The organism is Streptomyces sp. NPDC088732 (genome assembly GCF_044751205.1).
GTDB lineage: Bacteria > Actinomycetota > Actinomycetes > Streptomycetales > Streptomycetaceae > Actinacidiphila.
Genome location: NZ_JBIVLI010000020.1, coordinates 26,541 through 46,251, shown reverse-complemented (window position 1 = coordinate 46,251; position 19,711 = coordinate 26,541). Strand labels below are relative to the sequence as shown.

The 19,711-nt window shown below is 72.9% G+C and carries 19 protein-coding genes; 4 read left to right on the top strand and 15 right to left on the bottom strand.

The window, feature by feature from the left end; translation table 11 throughout:
- Positions 1–84 precede the first annotated feature (84 nt).
- Positions 85–1,335 carry a phosphoribosylamine--glycine ligase gene (purD, locus tag ACIP9H_RS30230; protein WP_401591888.1) on the bottom strand — a complete coding sequence of 417 codons (1,251 nt, stop codon included), beginning with the start codon at positions 1,333–1,335 and terminating at the stop codon, positions 85–87.
- Positions 1,336–1,538: 203 nt separating this feature from the next.
- On the opposite strand from purD, the gene ACIP9H_RS30225 reads away from it, so the two are divergent.
- Positions 1,539–2,291, top strand: a complete 753-nt coding sequence (locus ACIP9H_RS30225; RefSeq protein WP_401961866.1) for an SLATT domain-containing protein — start codon at positions 1,539–1,541, stop codon at positions 2,289–2,291.
- An 18-nt stretch (positions 2,292–2,309) separates the two neighbouring features.
- Here ACIP9H_RS30225 and ACIP9H_RS30220 read toward each other — a convergent pair whose 3' ends face one another.
- The 4 genes from ACIP9H_RS30220 to ACIP9H_RS30205 all read right to left on the bottom strand — a co-directional run bounded on the left by ACIP9H_RS30220 (position 2,310) and on the right by ACIP9H_RS30205 (position 6,581).
- A complete protein-coding gene (locus ACIP9H_RS30220) occupies positions 2,310–2,963 on the bottom strand; it encodes a hypothetical protein (protein ID WP_360900390.1) in 654 nt (217 codons plus the stop codon).
- Between the two features lie 45 nt (positions 2,964–3,008).
- Positions 3,009–3,695 (bottom strand): GntR family transcriptional regulator, encoded by a 687-nt coding sequence (locus ACIP9H_RS30215; RefSeq protein ID WP_401591884.1) that lies wholly within the window; start codon positions 3,693–3,695, stop codon positions 3,009–3,011.
- A gap of 110 nt (positions 3,696–3,805) precedes the next feature.
- Positions 3,806–5,164: an aspartate aminotransferase family protein gene (locus tag ACIP9H_RS30210; RefSeq protein WP_401591882.1), complete on the bottom strand. Its 1,359-nt coding sequence runs from the start codon at positions 5,162–5,164 to the stop codon at positions 3,806–3,808.
- A 133-nt stretch (positions 5,165–5,297) separates the two neighbouring features.
- Complete coding sequence (locus ACIP9H_RS30205; protein WP_401591880.1) at positions 5,298–6,581, bottom strand: adenylosuccinate synthase; 1,284 nt, start codon at positions 6,579–6,581, stop codon at positions 5,298–5,300.
- A gap of 187 nt (positions 6,582–6,768) precedes the next feature.
- Between ACIP9H_RS30205 and ACIP9H_RS30200 the strand changes: the two genes are divergently transcribed.
- Complete coding sequence (locus ACIP9H_RS30200; RefSeq protein WP_401592099.1) at positions 6,769–7,548, top strand: diacylglycerol kinase; 780 nt, start codon at positions 6,769–6,771, stop codon at positions 7,546–7,548.
- Between the two features lie 277 nt (positions 7,549–7,825).
- Here ACIP9H_RS30200 and ACIP9H_RS30195 read toward each other — a convergent pair whose 3' ends face one another.
- Positions 7,826–8,287 carry a GbsR/MarR family transcriptional regulator gene (locus ACIP9H_RS30195; protein WP_401592097.1) on the bottom strand — a complete coding sequence of 154 codons (462 nt, stop codon included), beginning with the start codon at positions 8,285–8,287 and terminating at the stop codon, positions 7,826–7,828.
- 100 nt (positions 8,288–8,387) lie between these two features.
- Here ACIP9H_RS30195 and ACIP9H_RS30190 point away from each other — a divergent pair, with 100 nt between their 5' ends.
- Together ACIP9H_RS30190 and ACIP9H_RS30185 are read left to right on the top strand one after the other, a co-directional pair.
- Positions 8,388–9,308: an ATP-binding cassette domain-containing protein gene (locus tag ACIP9H_RS30190; RefSeq protein WP_401591878.1), complete on the top strand. Its 921-nt coding sequence runs from the start codon at positions 8,388–8,390 to the stop codon at positions 9,306–9,308.
- A complete protein-coding gene (locus ACIP9H_RS30185; RefSeq protein ID WP_401591876.1) occupies positions 9,305–10,897 on the top strand; it encodes an ABC transporter permease in 1,593 nt (530 codons plus the stop codon). The genes ACIP9H_RS30190 and ACIP9H_RS30185 overlap by 4 nt, the downstream gene beginning before the upstream one ends.
- A 63-nt stretch (positions 10,898–10,960) precedes the next feature.
- On the opposite strand, the gene ACIP9H_RS30180 is transcribed toward ACIP9H_RS30185, so the two are convergent.
- The 9 genes from ACIP9H_RS30180 to pyrE all read right to left on the bottom strand — a co-directional run bounded on the left by ACIP9H_RS30180 (position 10,961) and on the right by pyrE (position 19,711).
- The gene (locus ACIP9H_RS30180) at positions 10,961–12,178 is read right to left on the bottom strand and encodes a cytochrome P450 (protein WP_401591874.1); all 1,218 of its coding nucleotides are present in this window, start codon (positions 12,176–12,178) and stop codon (positions 10,961–10,963) included.
- Between the two features lie 24 nt (positions 12,179–12,202).
- Complete coding sequence (locus tag ACIP9H_RS30175; RefSeq protein WP_401591872.1) at positions 12,203–12,871, bottom strand: response regulator; 669 nt, start codon at positions 12,869–12,871, stop codon at positions 12,203–12,205.
- On the bottom strand, positions 12,868–14,160 hold the full coding sequence (locus tag ACIP9H_RS30170) for a sensor histidine kinase (RefSeq protein WP_401961860.1): 1,293 nt from the start codon (positions 14,158–14,160) through the stop codon (positions 12,868–12,870). The genes ACIP9H_RS30175 and ACIP9H_RS30170 overlap by 4 nt, the downstream gene beginning before the upstream one ends.
- 84 nt (positions 14,161–14,244) lie before the next feature.
- Positions 14,245–15,198 (bottom strand): alpha/beta hydrolase family protein, encoded by a 954-nt coding sequence (locus ACIP9H_RS30165; RefSeq protein ID WP_401591868.1) that lies wholly within the window; start codon positions 15,196–15,198, stop codon positions 14,245–14,247.
- Positions 15,199–15,200: 2 nt separating this feature from the next.
- Complete coding sequence (kynU, locus tag ACIP9H_RS30160; protein WP_401591866.1) at positions 15,201–16,442, bottom strand: kynureninase; 1,242 nt, start codon at positions 16,440–16,442, stop codon at positions 15,201–15,203.
- Complete coding sequence (locus ACIP9H_RS30155; RefSeq protein ID WP_401591864.1) at positions 16,435–17,268, bottom strand: tryptophan 2,3-dioxygenase family protein; 834 nt, start codon at positions 17,266–17,268, stop codon at positions 16,435–16,437. Before ACIP9H_RS30155 ends, kynU begins: the two co-directional genes overlap by 8 nt.
- A gap of 195 nt (positions 17,269–17,463) precedes the next feature.
- On the bottom strand, positions 17,464–17,877 hold the full coding sequence (locus ACIP9H_RS30150; protein ID WP_401591862.1) for a DUF3151 domain-containing protein: 414 nt from the start codon (positions 17,875–17,877) through the stop codon (positions 17,464–17,466).
- An 80-nt stretch (positions 17,878–17,957) separates the two neighbouring features.
- On the bottom strand, positions 17,958–18,980 hold the full coding sequence (gene fbaA, locus ACIP9H_RS30145) for a class II fructose-bisphosphate aldolase (protein ID WP_401591860.1): 1,023 nt from the start codon (positions 18,978–18,980) through the stop codon (positions 17,958–17,960).
- Positions 18,981–19,171: 191 nt separating this feature from the next.
- Positions 19,172–19,711 carry an orotate phosphoribosyltransferase gene (gene pyrE / locus ACIP9H_RS30140; RefSeq protein ID WP_360900354.1) on the bottom strand — a complete coding sequence of 180 codons (540 nt, stop codon included), beginning with the start codon at positions 19,709–19,711 and terminating at the stop codon, positions 19,172–19,174.

Below are 19,711 nucleotides of genomic sequence, written 5' to 3'. Positions count from 1 at the left end.
CTTGCGCCGCACCCTAGTTGGGCCCCGGGCTCACGTCAGCAGGATGGGCAAGCCATCACCCCTTGGAGTGGCCTTGCCCAGGGTTCAGCCCCTGGCGGCCTTTTCCGCGATATCCGAACGATGGTGCGAGCCCTTCAGGCCGATCCGGGCCACCGCCCGGTACGCGCGCTCACGGGCCTTGGTGAGGTCCGCCCCGGTCGCGGTGACCGACAGGACGCGGCCCCCCGCGCTCACCACCCGCCCGTCGGCGTCCGCCTTGGTACCCGCGTGCAGCACGTAGGCGTGCTCGTCCTCGGCGGCGACCTCGTCCAGACCGGTGATCGGGTCACCGGTCCGCGGCGTACCGGGGTAGTTCTCGGACGCGACCACGACGGTGACCGCGGCGCCCTCGCTCCAGCGCAGCGCGGGGAAGGCGGCCAGCCGGCCGGCCGCCGCGGCGCGCAGCAGCCCCGCCAGCGGGGTCTTGAGGCGGGCCAGCACGACCTGCGTCTCCGGGTCGCCGAAGCGCGCGTTGAACTCGATGACCCGCACACCGCGCGAGGTGATGGCCAGGCCCGCGTACAGCAGCCCGGAGAAGGGCGTGCCGCGGCGGCGCAGTTCGTCGACGGTCGGCTGGAGCACCGTGCGCTCCACCTCCTCGACCAGTCGCGGATCGGCCCACGGCAGCGGGCTGTACGCGCCCATGCCGCCGGTGTTGGGGCCCTCGTCCGCGTCGTGGGCGCGCTTGAAGTCCTGAGCGGGCTGGAGCGGCACCACGGTCTCGCCGTCGGTGACGGCGAAGAGCGAGACCTCCGGGCCGTCCAGGTACTCCTCGATCACGACCCGCTCGCAGGCGTTGGCGTGCGCCCGGGCGGCCTCCAGGTCGTCGGTCACCACGACGCCCTTGCCCGCGGCCAGGCCGTCGTCCTTGACGACGTACGGGGCGCCGAAGGCGTCCAGCGCCTCGTCGACCTCGGCGGGGGTGGTGCACACGTACGCGCGCGCGGTGGGCACCGCGGCCGCCGCCATCACGTCCTTGGCGAACGCCTTGGAGCCCTCCAGGGCCGCCGCCTCCCGCGAGGGGCCGAAGCAGTCGATGCCGCGGGCGCGCACCGCGTCCGCGACGCCCGCCACGAGCGGGGCCTCGGGGCCGACGATCACGAGGTCGGCCCCCAGCCGGGCCGCGAGGTCCGCGACCGCGTCCCCGTCCAGGGGATCCACCGCGTGCAGCCGCGCCACCTCGGCGATGCCGGCGTTCCCGGGGGCGCAGTGCAGCGCCGCCACGTCGGGGTCGAGGGACAGAGCGCGGCACAGGGCATGTTCGCGGGCACCGCCGCCGATGACAAGGACGTTCACGGCGCCAAGGGTATCGGCTGGCCACCGGCTCCCCCGTGCCCCTCCCGGCGCCCGCGGGCGTCACTCGTTCGGGTGCTGCCTGCGGGAGCCCATACCTGATCAAGCACCCCGTAAGGGCGGAATTACCGTCATCCACTTCGCAAGCTCAGCCGTTCGGCGGTAAGAAGGGGGCTCCGTCATCGACGTCACGAGGGAGCGTGCAGGTGAGCCAGCCGGACATGTATCCCGAGGAAGTACCTCGGGAGGAACCGAAACGGCGGGCGCTCCACCGGCAGCGGGAGGACCTGCGGGCACCCTCGTTCCCGCTGGGCGACTGGGGCGAGCCGGCGGAACGGCTGGAGGAGCTCTACCGCTGGGCCGAGGCGGAGGCGCTGCGCACGGTCGAGTGGTACCTCGCCGACCGCGTGCGCAAGCGGCTGTGGGCCAGGGGGCTGCGCGTCGCGGCCGCGCTGGCCGCCACCTCCGGCGCCGTCCTCGCCGTGACCGGCGCGGGGGTGCGCGACCGCTGGGCGTACGCCGCGCTGCTGCTGGCCGTCGTCTGCGTCGGCCTGGACCGCCATCTCGGCCTGACCGCCGGGTGGATGCGGGACGTGGCGACCGCCCAGGCCGTGCAGCGCCGTCTGGAGGCGCTGCGCTACGACTGGGCCTCGGAGTCCGTGCGCGAGGTGCTCGGCCCCACCGAGGGCACCGCGGCCGAGGCGGCCGAGCGCTGCCTGACGGTGCTGCGCCGCTTCTCCGAGGACGTCTCGGAGCTCGTACGGTCCGAGACCGCCGACTGGATGCTGGACTTCCGGGCCGGCGGCGCCCCCCTGCGCACGCAGTCCCTGACCTGGGGATGGGGCGCGCGGAGCCCGGACGGCGGTACGCCCGGCACCGGCGGGCGGTTCCCGCTGCTGCCGGGCGGCCGGCCGAACATGCCGCGCCAGCGGCCCCCGGAGGGGCCGCGCGCGGGCTGAACCGCAGCCCTGGAACGGCTAACTGAAGACGATCATCGAGCCCTGGCCGAGCGACCGGGTGGCCGCCGCGTGCAGCCCCAGCCACACGTGCCGCTCCCGAGCGAAGGGGCCGCCGTCGCCGGAAGCGGGCGCGGCGGCCGGCTCCTCCAGCTCGGTGGGCCCGGCCGGCGGCAGGGGCGGGGGCGGCGGGTTGAGCGGGTCGATGCCGATGACCGGCGCGACGAAGTCCAGCTCGCGCAGCAGCCCGTGGGCCGAGCCCAAGGGGCCGCCGCCCTCCAGCAGTTCGTCGTTGACCAGCGGGAAGGGGAAGTCCAGCGGCACATAGGCGCCGGCGTGGTCGTAGTGCCACACCAGGTGCGACTGCTGGGCGGTGGTCTCGAACATCTCCAGCAACTGCTCGTAGTCCCCGCCGAGTTCGTCGACGGGCGTGACGGCCAGGCCCTGGATCTGCAGCAGGTACGCCCTGCGCAGGAAGTGCAGCGCGTCGTAGTCGAAACCGGCGACCGGCGCGACGTCGCCGGACAGGCCGGGCATGTAGCTGTAGACGGGCACCGGTGGCAGACCGGCGTCGCTCAGTGCCTTGTCGTAGCGGGCGATTTCCTCGGCGAACGGGTTGTCCGGGCTGTGGCAGAGCACGTCCACCAGGGGAACCAGCCACAAGTCGCAGGCCACAGGCGCTCCAAGTCCTTCCGTGCGTGGTCGGGCCAGCGTAGTCGGCTAGGGGGCGGGGGGCCGACGCATCAGCGCGAGAGAGTGGTCGTTGAATTCCTCCATGATCCGCTGGGCGGTCTCCGGATCGCGCTTCTCGACCGCGCCCACCAGCTCCACGTGGTCCGCCCAGCACACCCCCTCCAGGGAGGTGCGGGCGCGCAGGAAGGGCACCTCGTACGCCCAGGTCTGCATGCGGATGCGGTCCAGGAACTCGGCGACATGGGCGTTGCCGGCCAGCGCGGTCAGCTCGCGCCAGAAACGGATGTCGTGGCCGATGAGCACGTCCAGCTCACCGGCGCGGGCCGCCGGTGCGGCGGCCTCCGCGCGGCGGCGGACGGAGGCGAGCGCGGCCGGTTCGACCTCCCGCATGCCGCGTGTGGCGATCCGCCGGAAGATCCCCTCCACGACCAGGGTGCGGGCTCCCACCATGGAGCGGAACTCGGATTCGGTGAAGCGGCGCACCTGGAAGCCGCGATGGTGCTCGACCTCGAGCAGTCCCTGCGCGGCGAGGTCGACCAGCGCCTCGCGCACGGGCGTCGCGGAGACCCCGTACAGCTCGGCGATCTCCTTCACGGTGAAGTGGCGTCCGGCGACCATGCGGCCGGTGAGCACCTCGTCGCGCAGAGCGTCGGCGATCTGCTGGCGCAGACTGCTCCGTCTGACGGGGCGCCCTGCGTCTGCACCATCCCGCATGCCCGGTGCCTCCCTCGGATGTGCGTGCGCCTGAATGCGCTTCACCCTATGCGAGGCCCGGCCGCGGGTGGTCGGCGCCTGTGGCGTCGGTCACGCGCGGCCGGTCCGGTTCAGACCGTGTGCTCGTCGGCGACCGACAGGGCCGCGTCGAGGAGCGCGAGGCCCTCCTTGGCCTCGGCCTCGGTGATGTTGCAGGCGGGCACCACATGGGTGCGGTTCATGTTCACGAACGGCCACAGACCGCTCTTCTTGCAGGCCGCCGTGAAGGCCGCCATGGGGGCGTTCGCCTCACCCGCGGCGTTGTACGGCACCAGGGGCTCGCGGGTCTCCCGGTCGCGCACCAGCTCCAGCGCCCAGAAGGCACCCAGGCCCCGCACCTCGCCGACCGACGGGTGGCGCCCGGCCAGTTCGCGCAGGCCGGGGCCGATGGTGTGCTCGCCGAGTTCGGCGGCCCTGGCGACCACGCCCTCGTCCTCCATCACGCCGATCGTGGCGACGGCCGCGGCGCAGGCCAGCGGATGGCCGGAGTAGGTCAGCCCGCCCGGGTAGGGGCGGGTGGCGAAGGTCGCGGCGATCTCCTCGCTGATGGCGACACCGCCGAGCGGCACGTAACCGGAGTTGACGCCCTTGGCGAAGGTCAGCAGGTCGGGGACGACGTCGAACTGCTCCGCGGCGAACCAGCTGCCGGTGCGGCCGAAACCGGCCATGACCTCGTCGAGGACGAGGACGATGCCGTACCGGTCGCAGATCTCGCGGACGCCCGCCAGATAGCCGGGCGGCGGCACCATGATGCCCGCCGTGCCCGGCACCGTCTCCAGCACGATCGCGGCGACGGTCTGCGGCCCCTCGAAGACGATCGTGTCCTCCAGGTGCTGCAGCGCGCGGTCGCGCTCCTGCTCCTCGGTCTCCGCGTGGAACGGCGAGCGGTAGAGGAACGGCGCCCAGAAGTGCACGACACCGGCCGAGCCGCTGTCCGACGGCCAGCGGCGCGGGTCGCCGGTCAGGTTGATCGCGGCGGCGGTGGCACCGTGGTACGAGCGGTACGCGGAGAGCACCTTGGGGCGGCCGGTGTGCAGCCGGGCCATCCGCACCGCGTTCTCGACGGCCTCGGCGCCGCCGTTGGTGAAGAAGATCTTGTTCAGGTCGCCGGGGGTGCGCTCGGCGATCAGCCGGGCGGCCTCGGAGCGCGACTCCACGGCGAAGGCCGGTGCGAAGGTGACGAGCTTCGCGGCCTGCTCCTGGATCGCGGCGACGACCTTGGGGTGCTGGTACCCGATGTTGGTGAACACCAGGCCGCTGGTGAAGTCCAGGTAGCGGTTGCCGTCGTAGTCCCAGAAGTACGCGCCCTCCGCCCCGGCGACCGCGAGCGGGTCGATCAGGCCTTGCGCCGACCAGGAGTGGAAGACGTGCGCGCGGTCGGCGGCCTTCACGGCGGCGCCGGTCTCGGGGTCTGCGTAAAGGGGGGTCATGGCCCCAAGGCTAAGCAGACGCCCGGACGGGGCCCCATTGGCACCCTGTATCCCAGTGGGCGGGCGCGCCGACAGGTTGTACGGCGCGCCCGCCCCTTCGTCCGGTGGGACCGCCCCGCGGGCCCCGGTGCGGCTACAGGAAGGAGTTGATCTCGATCGTCTCGGTCCGGCCGGGGCCGACGCCGATGGCCGAGATCGGGGCGCCCGACATCTCCTCCAGCGCCTTCACGTACGCCTGCGCGTTCTTCGGCAGGTCGGCGAAGGTCTTGGCCTTGGTGATGTCCTCGCTCCAGCCGGGCAGCGTCTCGTAGACCGGCTTCGCGTGGTGGAAGTCGGTCTGGCTGAAGGGCAGTTCCTCGACGCGCTTGCCGTCGATCTCGTACGCGACGCAGACCGGGATGCGCTCCCAGCCGGTCAGCACGTCGAGCTTGGTGAGGAAGAAGTCCGTGAGGCCGTTGACCCGCGTCGCGTAGCGCGCGATCACCGCGTCGAACCAGCCGCAACGGCGGTCGCGGCCGGTGGTGACTCCCCGCTCGCCGCCGATACGGCGCAGCGCGTCGCCGTCCTCGTCGAACAGCTCGGTCGGGAACGGGCCCGCGCCGACGCGGGTGGTGTACGCCTTCAGGATGCCGATGACCCGGCTGATCTTGGTGGGGCCGATGCCCGAACCCGTGCAGGCACCGCCCGCGGTCGGGTTGGACGACGTCACGAAGGGATACGTGCCGTGGTCGACGTCCAGAAGGGTGCCCTGGCCGCCCTCCAGGAGCACGACCTTGCCCTCGTCGAGGGCGGAGTTCAGGAGGAACGTCGTGTCCGCGACGTAGCCCCCGATCTGCTCGGCGTAGCCCAGGTACTCCTCGACGACCTGGTCGACGCTGATCGCCCGCCGGTTGAAGATCTTGACCAGGACCTGGTTCTTGTCGTGCAGCGCGGCCTCGACCTTCTGCCGCAGGATCGACTCGTCGAAGAGGTCCTGCACCCGGATGCCCACGCGGTTGATCTTGTCCGCGTACGCCGGGCCGATACCGCGGCCCGTGGTGCCGATCCTGCGCTTGCCGAGGAAGCGTTCCGTCACCTTGTCCAGGGTCTGGTGGTACGGCGTGATCAGGTGCGCGTTGCCGCTGATGAGGAGCTTGGACGTGTCGACGCCGCGCTCGTTCAGCCCGCTCAGCTCGGAGAGCAGGACCGCCGGGTCGACGACGACGCCGTTGCCGATCACGGGGGTGCACCCGGGCGAGAGGATTCCGGAGGGCAGAAGGTGCAGCGCGTACTTCTGGTCACCGACCACCACCGTGTGGCCGGCGTTGTTGCCGCCCTGGTAGCGCACCACGTAGTCCACGGATCCACCGAGCAGGTCGGTGGCCTTCCCCTTGCCCTCGTCACCCCACTGAGCACCGAGCAGCACAAGTGCGGGCACAGGCGTACACCCCTTCCGGGCGGGGCATGTCCAACGTGGCTCCCCATGGCGGGGAGAGCGGTCGGACCGGTGCCCCGGAATAGACGAAGCCCCTGGCGCAAGGCAGCGCAAGGGGCTCTTGCACCGAGATGTTACCTGAGGAAGGACCAAGGTGTCGGCTCAGCGACCGGTCGGGCAACCCCTGCTCGTGGTCATCGACCCCGCCGCCCGTGTGATGGACGGCGAATCCGTACGCATCGCGAAGGATGTGCTGTGCGGGGGATCGCCCTCCGTGAAGATCGCACTTCCGGAGTCCGAGGAAGAGGCCGTACGGGTGTTGGAGCACCGGGGGCGGCGGCGCCCGGTCGTGGTCGGCGACGACGCGGCGCTGCTGCGGACCGTACGGGCCCTGCACGGGGCGCGGGCACTGGGCGAGGCGGTGGTCGGACTGGTCCCCGTCGGACGGAGCACCGCCCTGGCCCGCGCCCTGGGCGTGCCCGGCGGCGCGGTGAACGCAGCACGCGCCGTGCTCGACGGGGCCGAACGGGAACTTGACCTCCTGCTCGACGACAGCGGCGGCATCGTGCTGGGGGCCCTGCGCATCTCCTCCGCGACCCCGGCATGGCTGATGCCCGTCGAACGGCGCGCCCGCTCGCTCGCCCGCACGTTGAGCCTGCACGGCCACCCCGCGGGGCTCGCCATGCGCGGCGTGCAGCGGCTGCGCGTCGAGGCCGACGGGGTCGTCCTGGCCGACCTGGACGACTGCGTCGAGGAGGTGTCCGTCTCCATGGCCGCCCCCGGCATCGCCGAGGTCCTCGTCCGCCGCGACGGCGCCGCCCCGGCCGGCCCGGTGCACGCCCGCACGGTCACGGTCTCCGGGCGCGACTTCCGCTACACCGCGGACGCGGCGAGCGCGGGACCGGTCCGGCGACGCACCTGGACGGTGATGCCGGGCGCGTGGCGCCTGACGGTGCCGCGGGGTTTTTGATTGTGAAGGCTCGGTTCGCCTCCGGTTCGCCTTTTTGGAGGCTCGGTTCGCCTCCGGTCGCTCAGCCGGTGTCGACAGTCGACCGTGCTCGCCTACTCGTTCCTCGCAGGCTCCGCGCGCTCTCATTTTCGACACCGGCCGCTCCCTTCGGCTCACTCGCCGCGCACACATCGGCCCGCTCGCCGGAACAGCGTCCGAACGGGGCCCGTGCGCTTTCCTTGCGCCGCAGCCGTCGGCCGTGGGCTGATTCGGGCACGCGACCCGGGCGGCACCGGGGCTAGAGGAGGCCGCTTTCGCGGAGGTCGGACTTGTGCTCGCGCCAGCGGTCCATCAGGTCGACGATCTCCTTCTGGAGGAAGTCGAAGAAGGCGGCGGTCTCCGCGATGCGGCGGCCGGCGGGGGTGTCGGGGCCGACGGCCTCGATGCCGTCGCGGAGGGTGCCCTCCCAGCGGGCGAGGATGCGGTCGCGGCGGGTGAAGGTCTCGTACCACTGGTCGCTGTGCACGCGGTAACGCTCGCGCCGGGAGCCGGGCTCGCGTTCGCGGGTCAGCATGCCGACCTGGGAGAGGTAGCGGACCGCGCCGGAGACCGCGGCGGGGCTGGCCTGGAGGCGTTCGGCCAGTTCGGCGGCGCTGAGCATGCCGGTGTCGGAGGCGAGCAGCGCCGCGAAGACGCGGGCGGCCATGCGCTGCATGCCGGCCTCGACCAGTTCCGCCGCGAACCGTTCGACGAACGTCATCGGCTCGATGGATCGCTCTGCCACCTCTATCGCCTCCCGTCCGGAGTTTATACGGTTCCTTATCTTCACAAATTCGTGAAGCTACTGTACGTTCACAATCATGACGAAGGCAATCAGTGTGGCCGGACTCCACAAGTCCTTCGGCCGCACGCACGCACTGGACGGCCTGGACCTGGCCGTCGAGACGGGCGAGGTGCACGGCTTCCTCGGGCCCAACGGGGCGGGGAAGTCCACGACCATCCGGGTCCTGCTGGGGCTCCTGCGCGCGGACAGCGGGGGCGCCCGGCTGCTGGGCGGGGACCCGTGGCGGGACGCGGTGGCCCTGCACCGGCGGCTGGCCTACGTCCCCGGTGACGTCACGCTCTGGCGCAACCTCAGCGGCGGCGAGGTCATCGACCTGCTCGGGCGGCTGCGCGGCGGGCTGGACCAGGCACGCAGGGGTCAGCTGCTGGAGCGCTTCGAGCTGGACCCGACGAAGAAGGGCCGCGCCTACTCGAAGGGCAACCGGCAGAAAGTCGCGCTCGTCGCCGCGTTCGCCTCCGATGTGGAACTGCTGATACTCGACGAACCCACCTCCGGGCTGGACCCCCTGATGGAGGAGGTCTTCCGGGAGTGTGTCCGGGAGGAGCGCGACCGCGGGCGCACGGTGCTGCTGTCCAGTCACATCCTCAGCGAGGTCGAGGCGCTGTGCGACCGGGTGAGCATCATCCGCAAGGGACGCACCGTCGAGACCGGGAGCCTGGCCGAGTTGCGGCATCTCACCCGGACCTCGGTCACCGCCGAGCTCGCCGGGCCGGTCGCGGCCCTGGACGGGATGCCCGGCGTGCACGACCTGGACGTCCGGGGGAACCGGGTGAAGCTCCAGGTCGACGCGGGGGAACTCAACGCGGTGCTGCGGCGGTTGAGCGAGGCCGGGGTGCGCAGCCTGACCAGCACGCCGCCCACGCTGGAGGAGCTGTTCCTGCGGCACTACGAGACCGGCGACGGCGACACCGCGGGCATGGCGGAGGCGGCGCGGTGACGCGGCCGGACGCACTCGCCGGGACGGCGGTGCTCACGCGCCTCGCGCTCCGCCGCGACCGGATCATGATCCCGGCGTGGACGGTGCCGATCGCCCTGCTCGTCGTCTCCACCGCCTCGGCCTTCGGCTCGCTGTACGACACCGCCGCCAAGCGCGCCGAGGTCGCCGCGAGCACCGCGGGCAACGCCTCGCTGCGGGCCCTGTACGGACCCGTCTTCGACACCGGCATCGGCGGGCTGACGGCCTGGCGCATGATGGCCTTCGGCGCCGCCGCCACCGGGCTGATGGCCGTGCTCCTGGTCGTCCGGCACACGCGTGAGGAAGAGGAGGAGGGCCGGCTGGAACTCGTCGGCGCGGGGGCCGTGGGTCGCCGGGCGCCGCTGGCCGCCGCCCTGCTCACCGGTTGCGGGGCCTCCGTCGCGCTCGGCGTCCTGGTCACGCTGGGACTGCTCGGCCACGGCGCGCTCGGGGCCCTGGCCTTCGGAGGCGCCTTCGCGGGCGCGGGCTGCGCCTTCGCCGCCGTCGGCGCGGTCGCCGCGCAGCTCACCGAGAGCGCCCGCGCCGCGCGGGGCATCGGCGGCGCCGTGCTCGGGCTCGCCTTCCTGGTGCGCGCCGCGGGGGACGGCGGCTCCGGCACCCTGACCTGGCTCTCCCCGCTCGGCTGGGCCGAGAACATACGCCCCTACGGCGGCGAACGCTGGTGGGTGCTCGCGCTGTTCGCCGGGTGGGTCGCCGGGCTCGTCGCCCTCGCGTACGCCCTGGTGGCCCGACGGGACATCGACGCCTCCCTCATCCCGTCGCGTCCCGGACCCGCCGCGGCCGGTCCCCGGCTGCGCGGTGTGCAGGGCCTGGCCTGGCGGTTGCAGCGCGGCTCCCTGTGGGGCTGGGCGTTCGGCTTCGCCGTGGGCGGCGCCACGCTCGGCGCGCTGGCCGACGGGGCCACCGACCTGGTGCGCGGCAATGCGCAACTCGCCGACGTCATCCGGAAGATGGGCGGGGCGTCGGGCCTCGTCGACTCCTATCTCGCCTCGATGAGCGGCGTGATGGGCATGATCGCGGCCCTCTATGCCGTCCAGGCCGTCCTGCGGCTCCAGGGTGAGGAGAACTCCGGCCGCGCCGAACCCGTTCTCGCCACCGGGGTCGGCCGGGTCCGCTGGGCCGTGAGCCACACGCTGCTCGCCGCCGGCGGGTGCGTGCTACTCATGCTGGTCTCCGGGCTCACCATGGGCCTCGGCTACGGGGTGACCGCTGGGGACGCGGGCCGTCAGATGGTGCGGCTGACCGGCGCGGCGCTGGTGCAGCTGCCCGCCGTGTGGTGCGTGGCGGCGGTCGCGCTCCTGCTGTACGGCGCCGTTCCCAAGGCCGCGGTGGCGAGTTGGGGCGTGGCCTCGCTGACCCTGGGGATCGGGCTGTACGGACCGGCGCTGAAGCTGTCGCCCTGGGTGATGGACCTGTCGGTCTTCACGCACCTTCCCAAGGCGCCGTCCGCGGAGGTCACCGCGGGCCCGCTGGTGCTGCTCACCGTGCTGGCGCTCGCCCTGGGCGCGGCCGGACTCACGGCCCTGCGCCGCCGGGACCTCACCGCGTGACGTCACGGCGGCGGCGCACCCCCGCCGCCCGGGAGAACCGGGCGGCCGGGGGCGCGCCGGCGTTCAGCAGCTGACGCGCAGTTCCCGCAGGCCGCGGATGACATATCCCTCGTTCCAGGCCGGTTCCGCCACCAGTTCCAGCCGCGGCGCGCGCCGCAGGAGGGCCGAGAAGGACGCGGCGAGTTCGATGCGGGCCAGGGGTGCGCCGAGGCAGTAGTGGATCCCGGCGCCGAAGGTGATGTGCGGGTTGTCGGGCCGCGTCAGGTCCAGGCTGTCCGGGTCGGCGAACCGCTCGGGGTCGCGGTTGGCGGACCCGAACAGCAGGGCCACCTCGCTGCCGCGCGGGATAACGGTGCCGCCGACCTCGATGTCGTCCAGCACCCAGCGCTCGAACATCTGCAACGGGGTGTCGAAGCGCAGCAGTTCCTCGATCGCGGTCGGCAGCAGCTCCTCCGGCGCCGCGCGCAGCGCCGCCAGCTGCTCGGGGTGCCGGAACAGCGTCCACCAGCCGTTCCCGGTGGTGTTGACCGTCGCCTCGTGCCCGGCGTTCAGCAGCAGCACACAGGTGGAGATCATCTCCTGCTCGCTGAGCCGGTCCCCCTCGTCATGCGCCGCGATCAGCGCGCTGATCAGGTCCTCGCCGGGGGCCTTGCGCCGCTCGGCGATCAGTTCGCGCAGGTACTCGGAGAACTCCACGCTCGCCCGGACCGCCCGTCGGGCGGCCTCCTCGGTCGGGTTGAGCTCGAACATCCCGACGATGTCCGCGGACCACGGCCGCAGCAGATGCCGGTCGCGGGCCGGTATCCCGAGCATCTCGGCGATGACGGCGACCGGCAGCGGTTCGGCGACGGCGGCGATCAGGTCGCCGCCGCCCTCGGCGACCAGCCGCTCGACGAGTTCGCCGGCCAGCCGCTGGACGGTCGGGGTGAGGCGTTCGACGGTGCGCGGGGTGAAGGCCTTGGAGACCAGCCGCCGGATGCGGGTGTGGTCCGGGGCCTCCAGGTCCAGCAGGCCGTTGCCGTTGAGCACGGTGAAGGGCTCGTGCTCGGGCGGCGGCGGGGTGCGCCCGAAGTCCTCGTGGCTGAAGCGGTGCAGGTAGGTACGGCCGAGGCGGCGGTCCCGCAGCAGTGCGCTGACGTCCGCGTAGTGCGGGATCAGCCACTGGCCGCTGGGCTCGAACCAGTGCGCGCGGCCCTCCGCCCGAAGCCGGGAGTACGCCGGGTAGGGGTCGGCCACGAACTCGGCCGACCAGGGATCGAAGGCGGTCGCAGGGCTGCTCATGTGCGGAGACTACCCTCCGTCCCGTCAGCCGCCAGGGGTGACCAGCCGCGCCTCGTACGCGAAGACCGCCGCCTGGGTCCGATCCCGCAGCCCGAGCTTCACCAGTACCCGGCTCACGTGGGTCTTCACCGTGGACTCCGCGACGACCAGGTGCCCGGCGATCTCCGCGTTGGACAGTCCCTGGGCGACCAGCACCAGCACCTCGGTCTCACGCTCCGTGAGGTCGCCGACGCGCTCCTGGGTCGGTGGCCGCGGTGTGCCGAGCCGGTTGAACTCGGTGATGAGCCGGCGGGTGATCGCCGGGGCCAGCAGGGCGTCCCCGGCGGCGACGACCCGCACCCCGTCGGCGAGCTGGCGCGCGGAGGCGTCCTTGAGCAGGAAGCCCGACGCGCCCGCCCGCAGCGCCTGGTAGACGTACTCGTCCAGGTCGAAGGTGGTCAGTACGAGCACCTTGGCATCGGCGTCCGCGGCGACGATCTCGCGGGTCGCCTCCAGCCCGTTCATCTCGGGCATGCGGATGTCCATCAGGACCACGTCCGGCCGCAGCGCGGCGACCTGCTCGACCGCCTGCCGGCCGTCGACCGCCTCGCCGACCACCTCGATGTCCGGCTGCGCGTTGAGCAGCACCGAGAACCCCTCGCGGACCATCATCTGGTCGTCCGCGATCAGCACCCGGATGGTCTTCCCGGTCATGCCCGCTCCCCGGGGACCGGGATGAAGACCGCGATCTCGTAGCCGCCGTCGTCGGTGGTCCCGTCGGTCATCTCGCCGCCGAGCATCGTCACCCGCTCCCGCATGCCGGTGATGCCGTGGCCGGCGCCCGGCGAGGGCTTGAGGAGGCCGCGCGGCGGCCCGTTGAGGACCCGCAGGCCGATCCCGCCGAGGACGTAGGAGATCTCGACCCGGGCGGCGGCGCCCGGCGCGTGCCGCAGCGTGTTGCTCAGCCCCTCCTGGATGATCCGGTACGCCGACAGCTCGACGCCCTGCGGCAGTTCGCGCACCGCGCCGGTGACCGTCTTCTCCACCTGGAGCCCTGCCTCGCGCACGTTGGCGATCAGCCGGTCGAGGTCGGCGAGGGTCGGCTGCGGCGCGTCCGGGGCCTGGTAGTCCTCCGCCCGTACGACACCGAGCACCCGGCGCAGTTCGGTGAGGGCGATGACGGCGTTCTCGCGGATGATCGCGAAGCTCTGGGTCAGCTCCTCGGGCGGGTTCTCGACGCGGTAGGGGGCGGCCTCCGCCTGGATGGCGATCACCGACATGTGGTGGGCGACGACGTCGTGCAGTTCGCGGGCGATGGTCGTGCGCTCCTCCAGCAGCGTGCGCCGGGTGCGCTCGACCTCGGTGACGGCGACCTGCGCGGCCACCTCCTTGCGGGAGTCGCGCAGCCCGCGCACCGCCGCCACGACGAACAGCACGACCCCGGACAGGAAGATCATGATGAACGGGTCGGCCCCGTACCAGTCCGCCCAAGAGCTGAAGGCGAGCGCCAGCAGCGCGGTGAGCAGCCACATCTCGGCGGCCACCCGCGGCCGGGTGCGCGCCGCCACCACCCCCATCACCACCAGGTGCGAGACGAACCCGGTGTCCGTCCACGGCCCTGTGGACGACCAGCCGGAGTACAGCAGCGCCGTCACGAACGTCGCCCCGAACGACAGCCACCAGGCGCCGATCGGCCGGAACATCGTCGTCAGCAGCGGCACCCCGGCGAGCAGCGCGGCCAGCACGCCGCCGAGCCCGGCGTAGCCCTCCGTCGCCGTCAGCATCAGCAGCACCGTGAAGCCGGTCAGCGTCGCGTGCGGCAGCCAGCGGGCGTAGCCCCGGAACCGGCGCGGCACCAGGCCGAGCAGGGGGTGCCCGTCACGGAGCGGCGCCATCGGATGGAAGGCGAAGGCGTCGGTTATCAGGTCCCGTCGCAGCCCCTGAAGGGCGCCCCGCGCCATGCGGAGCTCGGTCCGCAGCGTGGTCTGGCTTGTCTCGGTCACGTTCTCACCGTAGGGATCGCTCCGTTCGCCGTCGTCACCGCAGAAGATGACGTCCGGGCATCCGTCTCAAGTACGACACGGGCGTCACCAGGCCAGTTGCGCGATCTCCTCGGCGACCACGGCCGCCGCGTCGGCGTCCGGGTCGATGACCGGGAAGTGGCCCACGTCCGCCAGCAGCGTCAGCTGCGCCTCCTCGCCCGCCTTGGCCGTCGCGGTCACGAAGGCCTCCGCCACCCGCGGCGGCACCACGGTGTCGGCGCTGCCGTGCACGACGGCCACCGGGATGCCGGTGGGCAGCAGCGCGGCCGGGTCGGTCTCGGGGCCGCGCGACGCCAGCTGCTCCGGGCCGCCGAGCAGTTCCGCGACCGCGCCGGAGCACACGTCCAGCTCCACCGCCGTCGTGAAGTCCGCCAGGGGCGACAGCGCGACCACCCCGCGCAGCGGGGCGGGCGCCGGGCGGTGCCAGCGCGACTCCGGCGGCAGTACGTGCCGCGCCGCCGCCCACAGCGCGAGGTGGCCACCGGCGGAGTGCCCGGCGAGCACGATCCGCCGGGGGTCCACGGCCTGCGGGCCCAGGGCCGCCACGGCCAGGTCCGGCACGGCGTCCACGGCGGCGGCCACGTCGTCGAAGGTGTCCGGCCAGCGCCCTGCCGCCGAACCGCCGTTGCCCCGGCGGTACTCCACCGAGGCCACGGCGAAGCCGCGCCGCGCCAGGAACGCCGCGAGCGGCGAGACGTGCCTCCTGTCGTACGCGGTCCGCCAGGCGCCGCCGTGGAAGAACACCACGAGCGGCCCAGGCCGCCCCTCGGCGGCGCCGGCCGGACGGTGGAAGTCGATGATCTGGTCGGGGTGTTCGCCGTACGCGGCGGTGGCGTCCGGCGCCACGGGGGCGTGCCCCAGCGCCGACGCCTCCTCGGCGGCGTCCCGCAGCGCGGCCCCCTCCCCCGCCCCGGCGACGCCGGCCGCGGTGGACTCGCTCGGCCCGGAAGCCGTCTCCGGCCGGCCGGCGGAGACGGGGGGCGGGGTGGGGTCGTGCATGCTTACCGGCTTCCTTCGAGGACCTCGGCGAGGACCCGCGCCGCGCGCTCCGCGTCCGCGAACCTCGTGTACAGCGGGGTGAATCCGAAGCGGAGGATATCCGGCTCCCGGAAGTCCCCCACCACGCCCCGGGCGATGAGTTCGGTCATCACCGCGCCCGCGCCGGCGCACCGCAGGGCGACCTGGCTGCCGCGTTCGGCGTGCGCGGCCGGGGTCACCGCGGTGACAGCCCCCGCCGGGACGTACGCGGCCACGCACTCCAGGAAGAAGTCGGTCAGGGCCAGGCTCTTGGCCCGCACCGCGCCCAGCGACACGCCGTCCCAGACGTCGAGGGCCGTGTCCAGCGCCAGCAGCGACAGGATCTCCGGGGTGCCGACCCGGCCGCGGACGCTGCCGTCGGCGGGACGGTAGGCGGCCTCCATCGCGAACGGGTCGCGGTGGGAGTTCCAGCCCGGCAGCGGCGAGTCGAAGCGCGGTTGCAGGTCGCGGCGGACGTAGAGGTACGCGGGTGCGCCCGGGCCGCCGTTGAGGTACTTGTACGTGCAGCCGACCGCCAGGTCGACGCCGTGCTCGTCCAGGCCCACCGGCAGCGCCCCGGCCGTGTGGCACAGGTCCCAGACCACCAGCGCGCCGGCGGCGTGGACCGCGGCGGTGGTGCCCGGCAGGTCGTTGAGCCGGCCGGTGCGGTAGTCGACGTGGTTGACCAGGACGACGGCGGTGCGCGGGCCGGCCGCGGCGGCGATGCCGTCGGCGTCGACCGCGCGGATCGAGCAGCCGGTCATCCGGGCGGCGGACTCCGCGATGTAGCCGTCGGTGGGGAACGTCGTGGCGTCGACCAGCACCTCGGTGCGGGCCGGGTCGGCCTGCTGGGCCATCCGAACGGCACCCACGACGGCCTTGAAGACGTTGACGCTGGTGGAGTCGCCGACCACGACCTGGCCGGCGGCGGCGCCGACCAGCGCGCCGACACGGTCGCCGATCCGCTCGGGCGCCGTCCACCAGCCGCTCTCGTCCCACGAGCGGATGCGCAGCGCGCCCCACTCGCGCGCGATGACGTCCGCGATCCGGTCCGGCACCCCGGCGGGCAGCGCGCCCAGCGAGTTGCCGTCCAGGTAGATCACGTCGTCCATCACGAAGCGGTCGCGGACCTTGGCCAGTTCGTCGGCGGTGTCGAGGCGCAGCGCCTTCGCCGCCGGGGACTCGGAGTCGGACTCGGACTCGGGGAGGTGCGGATTGTCAGACATGGCTGCGGGCCGTCCAGAGCTCGGGGAACACGTTCTTCGTGGCGCGCTTCTCCAGCCAGGCGACCCCCGCGGAGCCGCCCGTGCCGGTCTTGGCACCCATCGCGCGGCGGGTGGCGACCAGGTGGTCGTTGCGCCAGCGCCAGACCAGTTCGGCGACCTCGGTCAGCGCCTCGCCGAGCCGCACCAGGTCGGCGTCCTGGTCGCCGGAGTAGATCTCCTGCCAGGCCCGCTCGACGGCCGGATCGCCCTCGTACCGCTGGGACAGGTCGTCCCGCGCCGGGATCGCGTGCCCGCGCCGCGCCAGCAGGCGCAGCACCTCGTCGTACAGGCTCGGCTCGTGGAGCGCCTTCTCCAGCTCGGCGTGGACGCGCGGCGAGCCGCGGTGCGGCACCAGCATGGAGGACGACTTCTCGCCGAGGAGGAACTCCATGCGCCGGTACATCGCGGACTGGAAGCCGGAACCCTCACCGAGCGCGGCGCGGTAGGCGTTGAACTGCGCCGGGGTGAGGTGCGCGATCGGCTCCCAGGAGGCGTTCAGCGACTCCAGTTCGTACGTGCTGCGCTTGAGCGCCGCCAGCGCCGTCGGCAGGTCGTCGGCGGCCAGCGCCCGGGAGGCGGTCTCCCACTCGTGCACGATGACGGTGAACCACAGCTCCATGACCTGGGTGGTCACCAGGAAGACCATCTCGCCGGGGTCGTCGGAGCGGGGCTGCTGGAGATGGGTGAGGACGTCCGCCTGGACGTAGTCCTCGTACGGGGTCGTTCCCTCGAAGTCCAGGTGCGGGGCCTCGGGGGCCGCCTGGGAAACATCGGGGTGGTGGGACATCGGTGTCTCCGTGAATACGAGCTACCGGGTAGCGGTCTGCCCCCCGCCGTACGACGGCGGGCCCCGGTCCCCTCGGGCCGGCGCTCACGCGCGTGCCGGACCCATCGCGCATCATGCGTGGTCGGGGCCCGGTCCGGCAAGCCCCTCCCACCTGCCGCGATGGTCCTGGCTCGGCCGTTCCGGGCCCCGCGGGCATCAGCCCAGGGTGTCCGCGGCGGTCGGGGAGGAGTCCCGCAGGAAGGTCGAGCAGCGCTCGTACTCCTCCTTCTCGCCGATCGACTGCGCGGCCCGCGCCAGCGCGTGCAGGGCGCGCAGGAAGCCGCGGTTGGGCTCGTGCTCCCAGGGCACCGGGCCGTGGCCCTTCCAGCCGTTGCGGCGCAGGGCGTCCAGGCCGCGGTGGTACCCGGTGCGCGCGTAGGCGTACGACTCGACGACCCGGCCGCCGGCGAAGGCATCGTCCGCCAGCTCGGCCCAGGCCAGGGAGGACGTCGGGTACTTCGCGGCGACATCCGCGGCGGCCGCCCCGGAGGCGAGCAGCTCGCGCGGCTCGGGGTCGTCGGGCAGGTGGGTCGGGGGCGGTCCCCCGAGCAGGTTCTCGTGAATGGCCATGGGCCCCAGTATGGCCGGGGCCCGGCCCCTCCTCGTGGAGGGACCGGGCCCGGTGGCGGTGCCGTGCGCGCGGGCGACGGCTACTTCATGCGGGTACCGGCGGAACGCAGGTCGCCGCAGGCCTCGACGACGCGGGCGGCCATGCCGGCCTCGGCCGACTTGCCCCAGGTGCGCGGGTCGTACTGCTTCTTGCTGCCGACCTCGCCGTCGACCTTCAGCACACCGTCGTAGTTGCGGAACATGTGCTCCACGACCGGGCGGGTGAAGGCGTACTGGGTGTCGGTGTCGATGTTCATCTTGACGACGCCGTTCTCCAGCGCCGTGGCGATCTCCTGCTTGGTGGAGCCGGAGCCGCCGTGGAAGACGAACCAGAACGGCTCCTGCTTGCCGTACTTGGCGCCCACGCCCGCCTGGAGGTCCTTCAGGAGCTCGGGGCGGAGCACGACGTTGCCCGGCTTGTAGACACCGTGCACGTTGCCGAAGGAGGCGGCGAGCAGGTAGCGGCCCTTCTCGCCCAGGCCGAGGGCCTCGGCGGTGCGCAGCGCGTCCTCGACGGTGGTGTAGAGCTCGTCGTTGATCTCGTGGGAGACGCCGTCCTCCTCACCGCCGGTGGGGGTGATCTCCACCTCGAGGATGATCTTCGCCTTGGCGGCCTCGGCCAGCAGCTCCTGCGCGATGGCGAGGTTGTGGTCGAGGGTCTCGGCGGAGCCGTCCCACATGTGCGACTGGAACAGCGGGTTGCGGCCGGCGGCCACGCGCTCCTGCGAGATCTTCAGCAGCGGGCGCACATAGCCGTCGAGCTTGTCCTTCGGGCAGTGGTCGGTGTGCAGCGCGACGTTGACCGGGTACTTCTCCGCGACGATGTGCGCGAACTCGGCGAGCGCCACCGAACCGGTGACCATGTCCTTGTTGTACTGGCCGCCGAGGAACTCGGCGCCGCCCGTGGAGATCTGGACGATGCCGTCGCTCTCCGCCTCCGCGAAGCCGCGCAGCGCGGCGTGCAGGGTCTGGGTCGAGGTCACGTTGATGGCCGGGTAGGCGAACCTGCCTGCCTTCGCCCGGTCGAGCATCTCGCTGTAGATCTCGGGGGTTGCGATGGGCATTGTGTCCGCTCCTTGTGATGTGCGGGTTGTTCGGTGAGTGACCCTGACCTGGGATCGACGTCATCGTCGCCCCCATCTTGGCAGACGACCGCATCAGCTCCACACTATGCGCACCGCGGACATACGTCAGGGGTCGGTGGTTTCACGTGAAACCACCGACCCCTGATGAAAACCCCAGCTCAGGACGGGAGTCAGGCCAGATCGAGGTCCTCGAGACCGAAGGCCTTGAGGTACGGAAGACCCGCCTCCGCGATGGCCGGCGCGGCGCCGCGCTCGACGATCACGGCGACCGCGACCACCTCGGCGCCGGCCTCGCGGGCGGCCTCCACGGCGGTCAGCGGGGAGCCGCCGGTGGTGGAGGTGTCCTCCACGACCAGCACCCGGCGGCCCGCGATGTCCGGGCCCTCGATGCGGCGCTGCATACCGTGCGCCTTCTGCGCCTTGCGGACCACGAACGCGTCCAGCTTCCGGCCGCGCGCGGCGGCGGCGTGCAGCATCGAGGTGGCGACCGGGTCGGCGCCCAGGGTGAGCCCGCCGACCGCGTCGAAGTCCAGGTCGGCGGTGGTGTCCAGCATGACCTGGCCGACCAGCGGGGCGGCCTCGGCGTCCAGCGTGATCCGGCGCAGGTCGATGTAGTAGTCGGCCTCGAGGCCCGACGACAGGGTCACCTTGCCGTGCACCACGGCCTTGTCCTTGATCTGCCGCAGCAGGGCTTCACGCGCGTCGCTCAT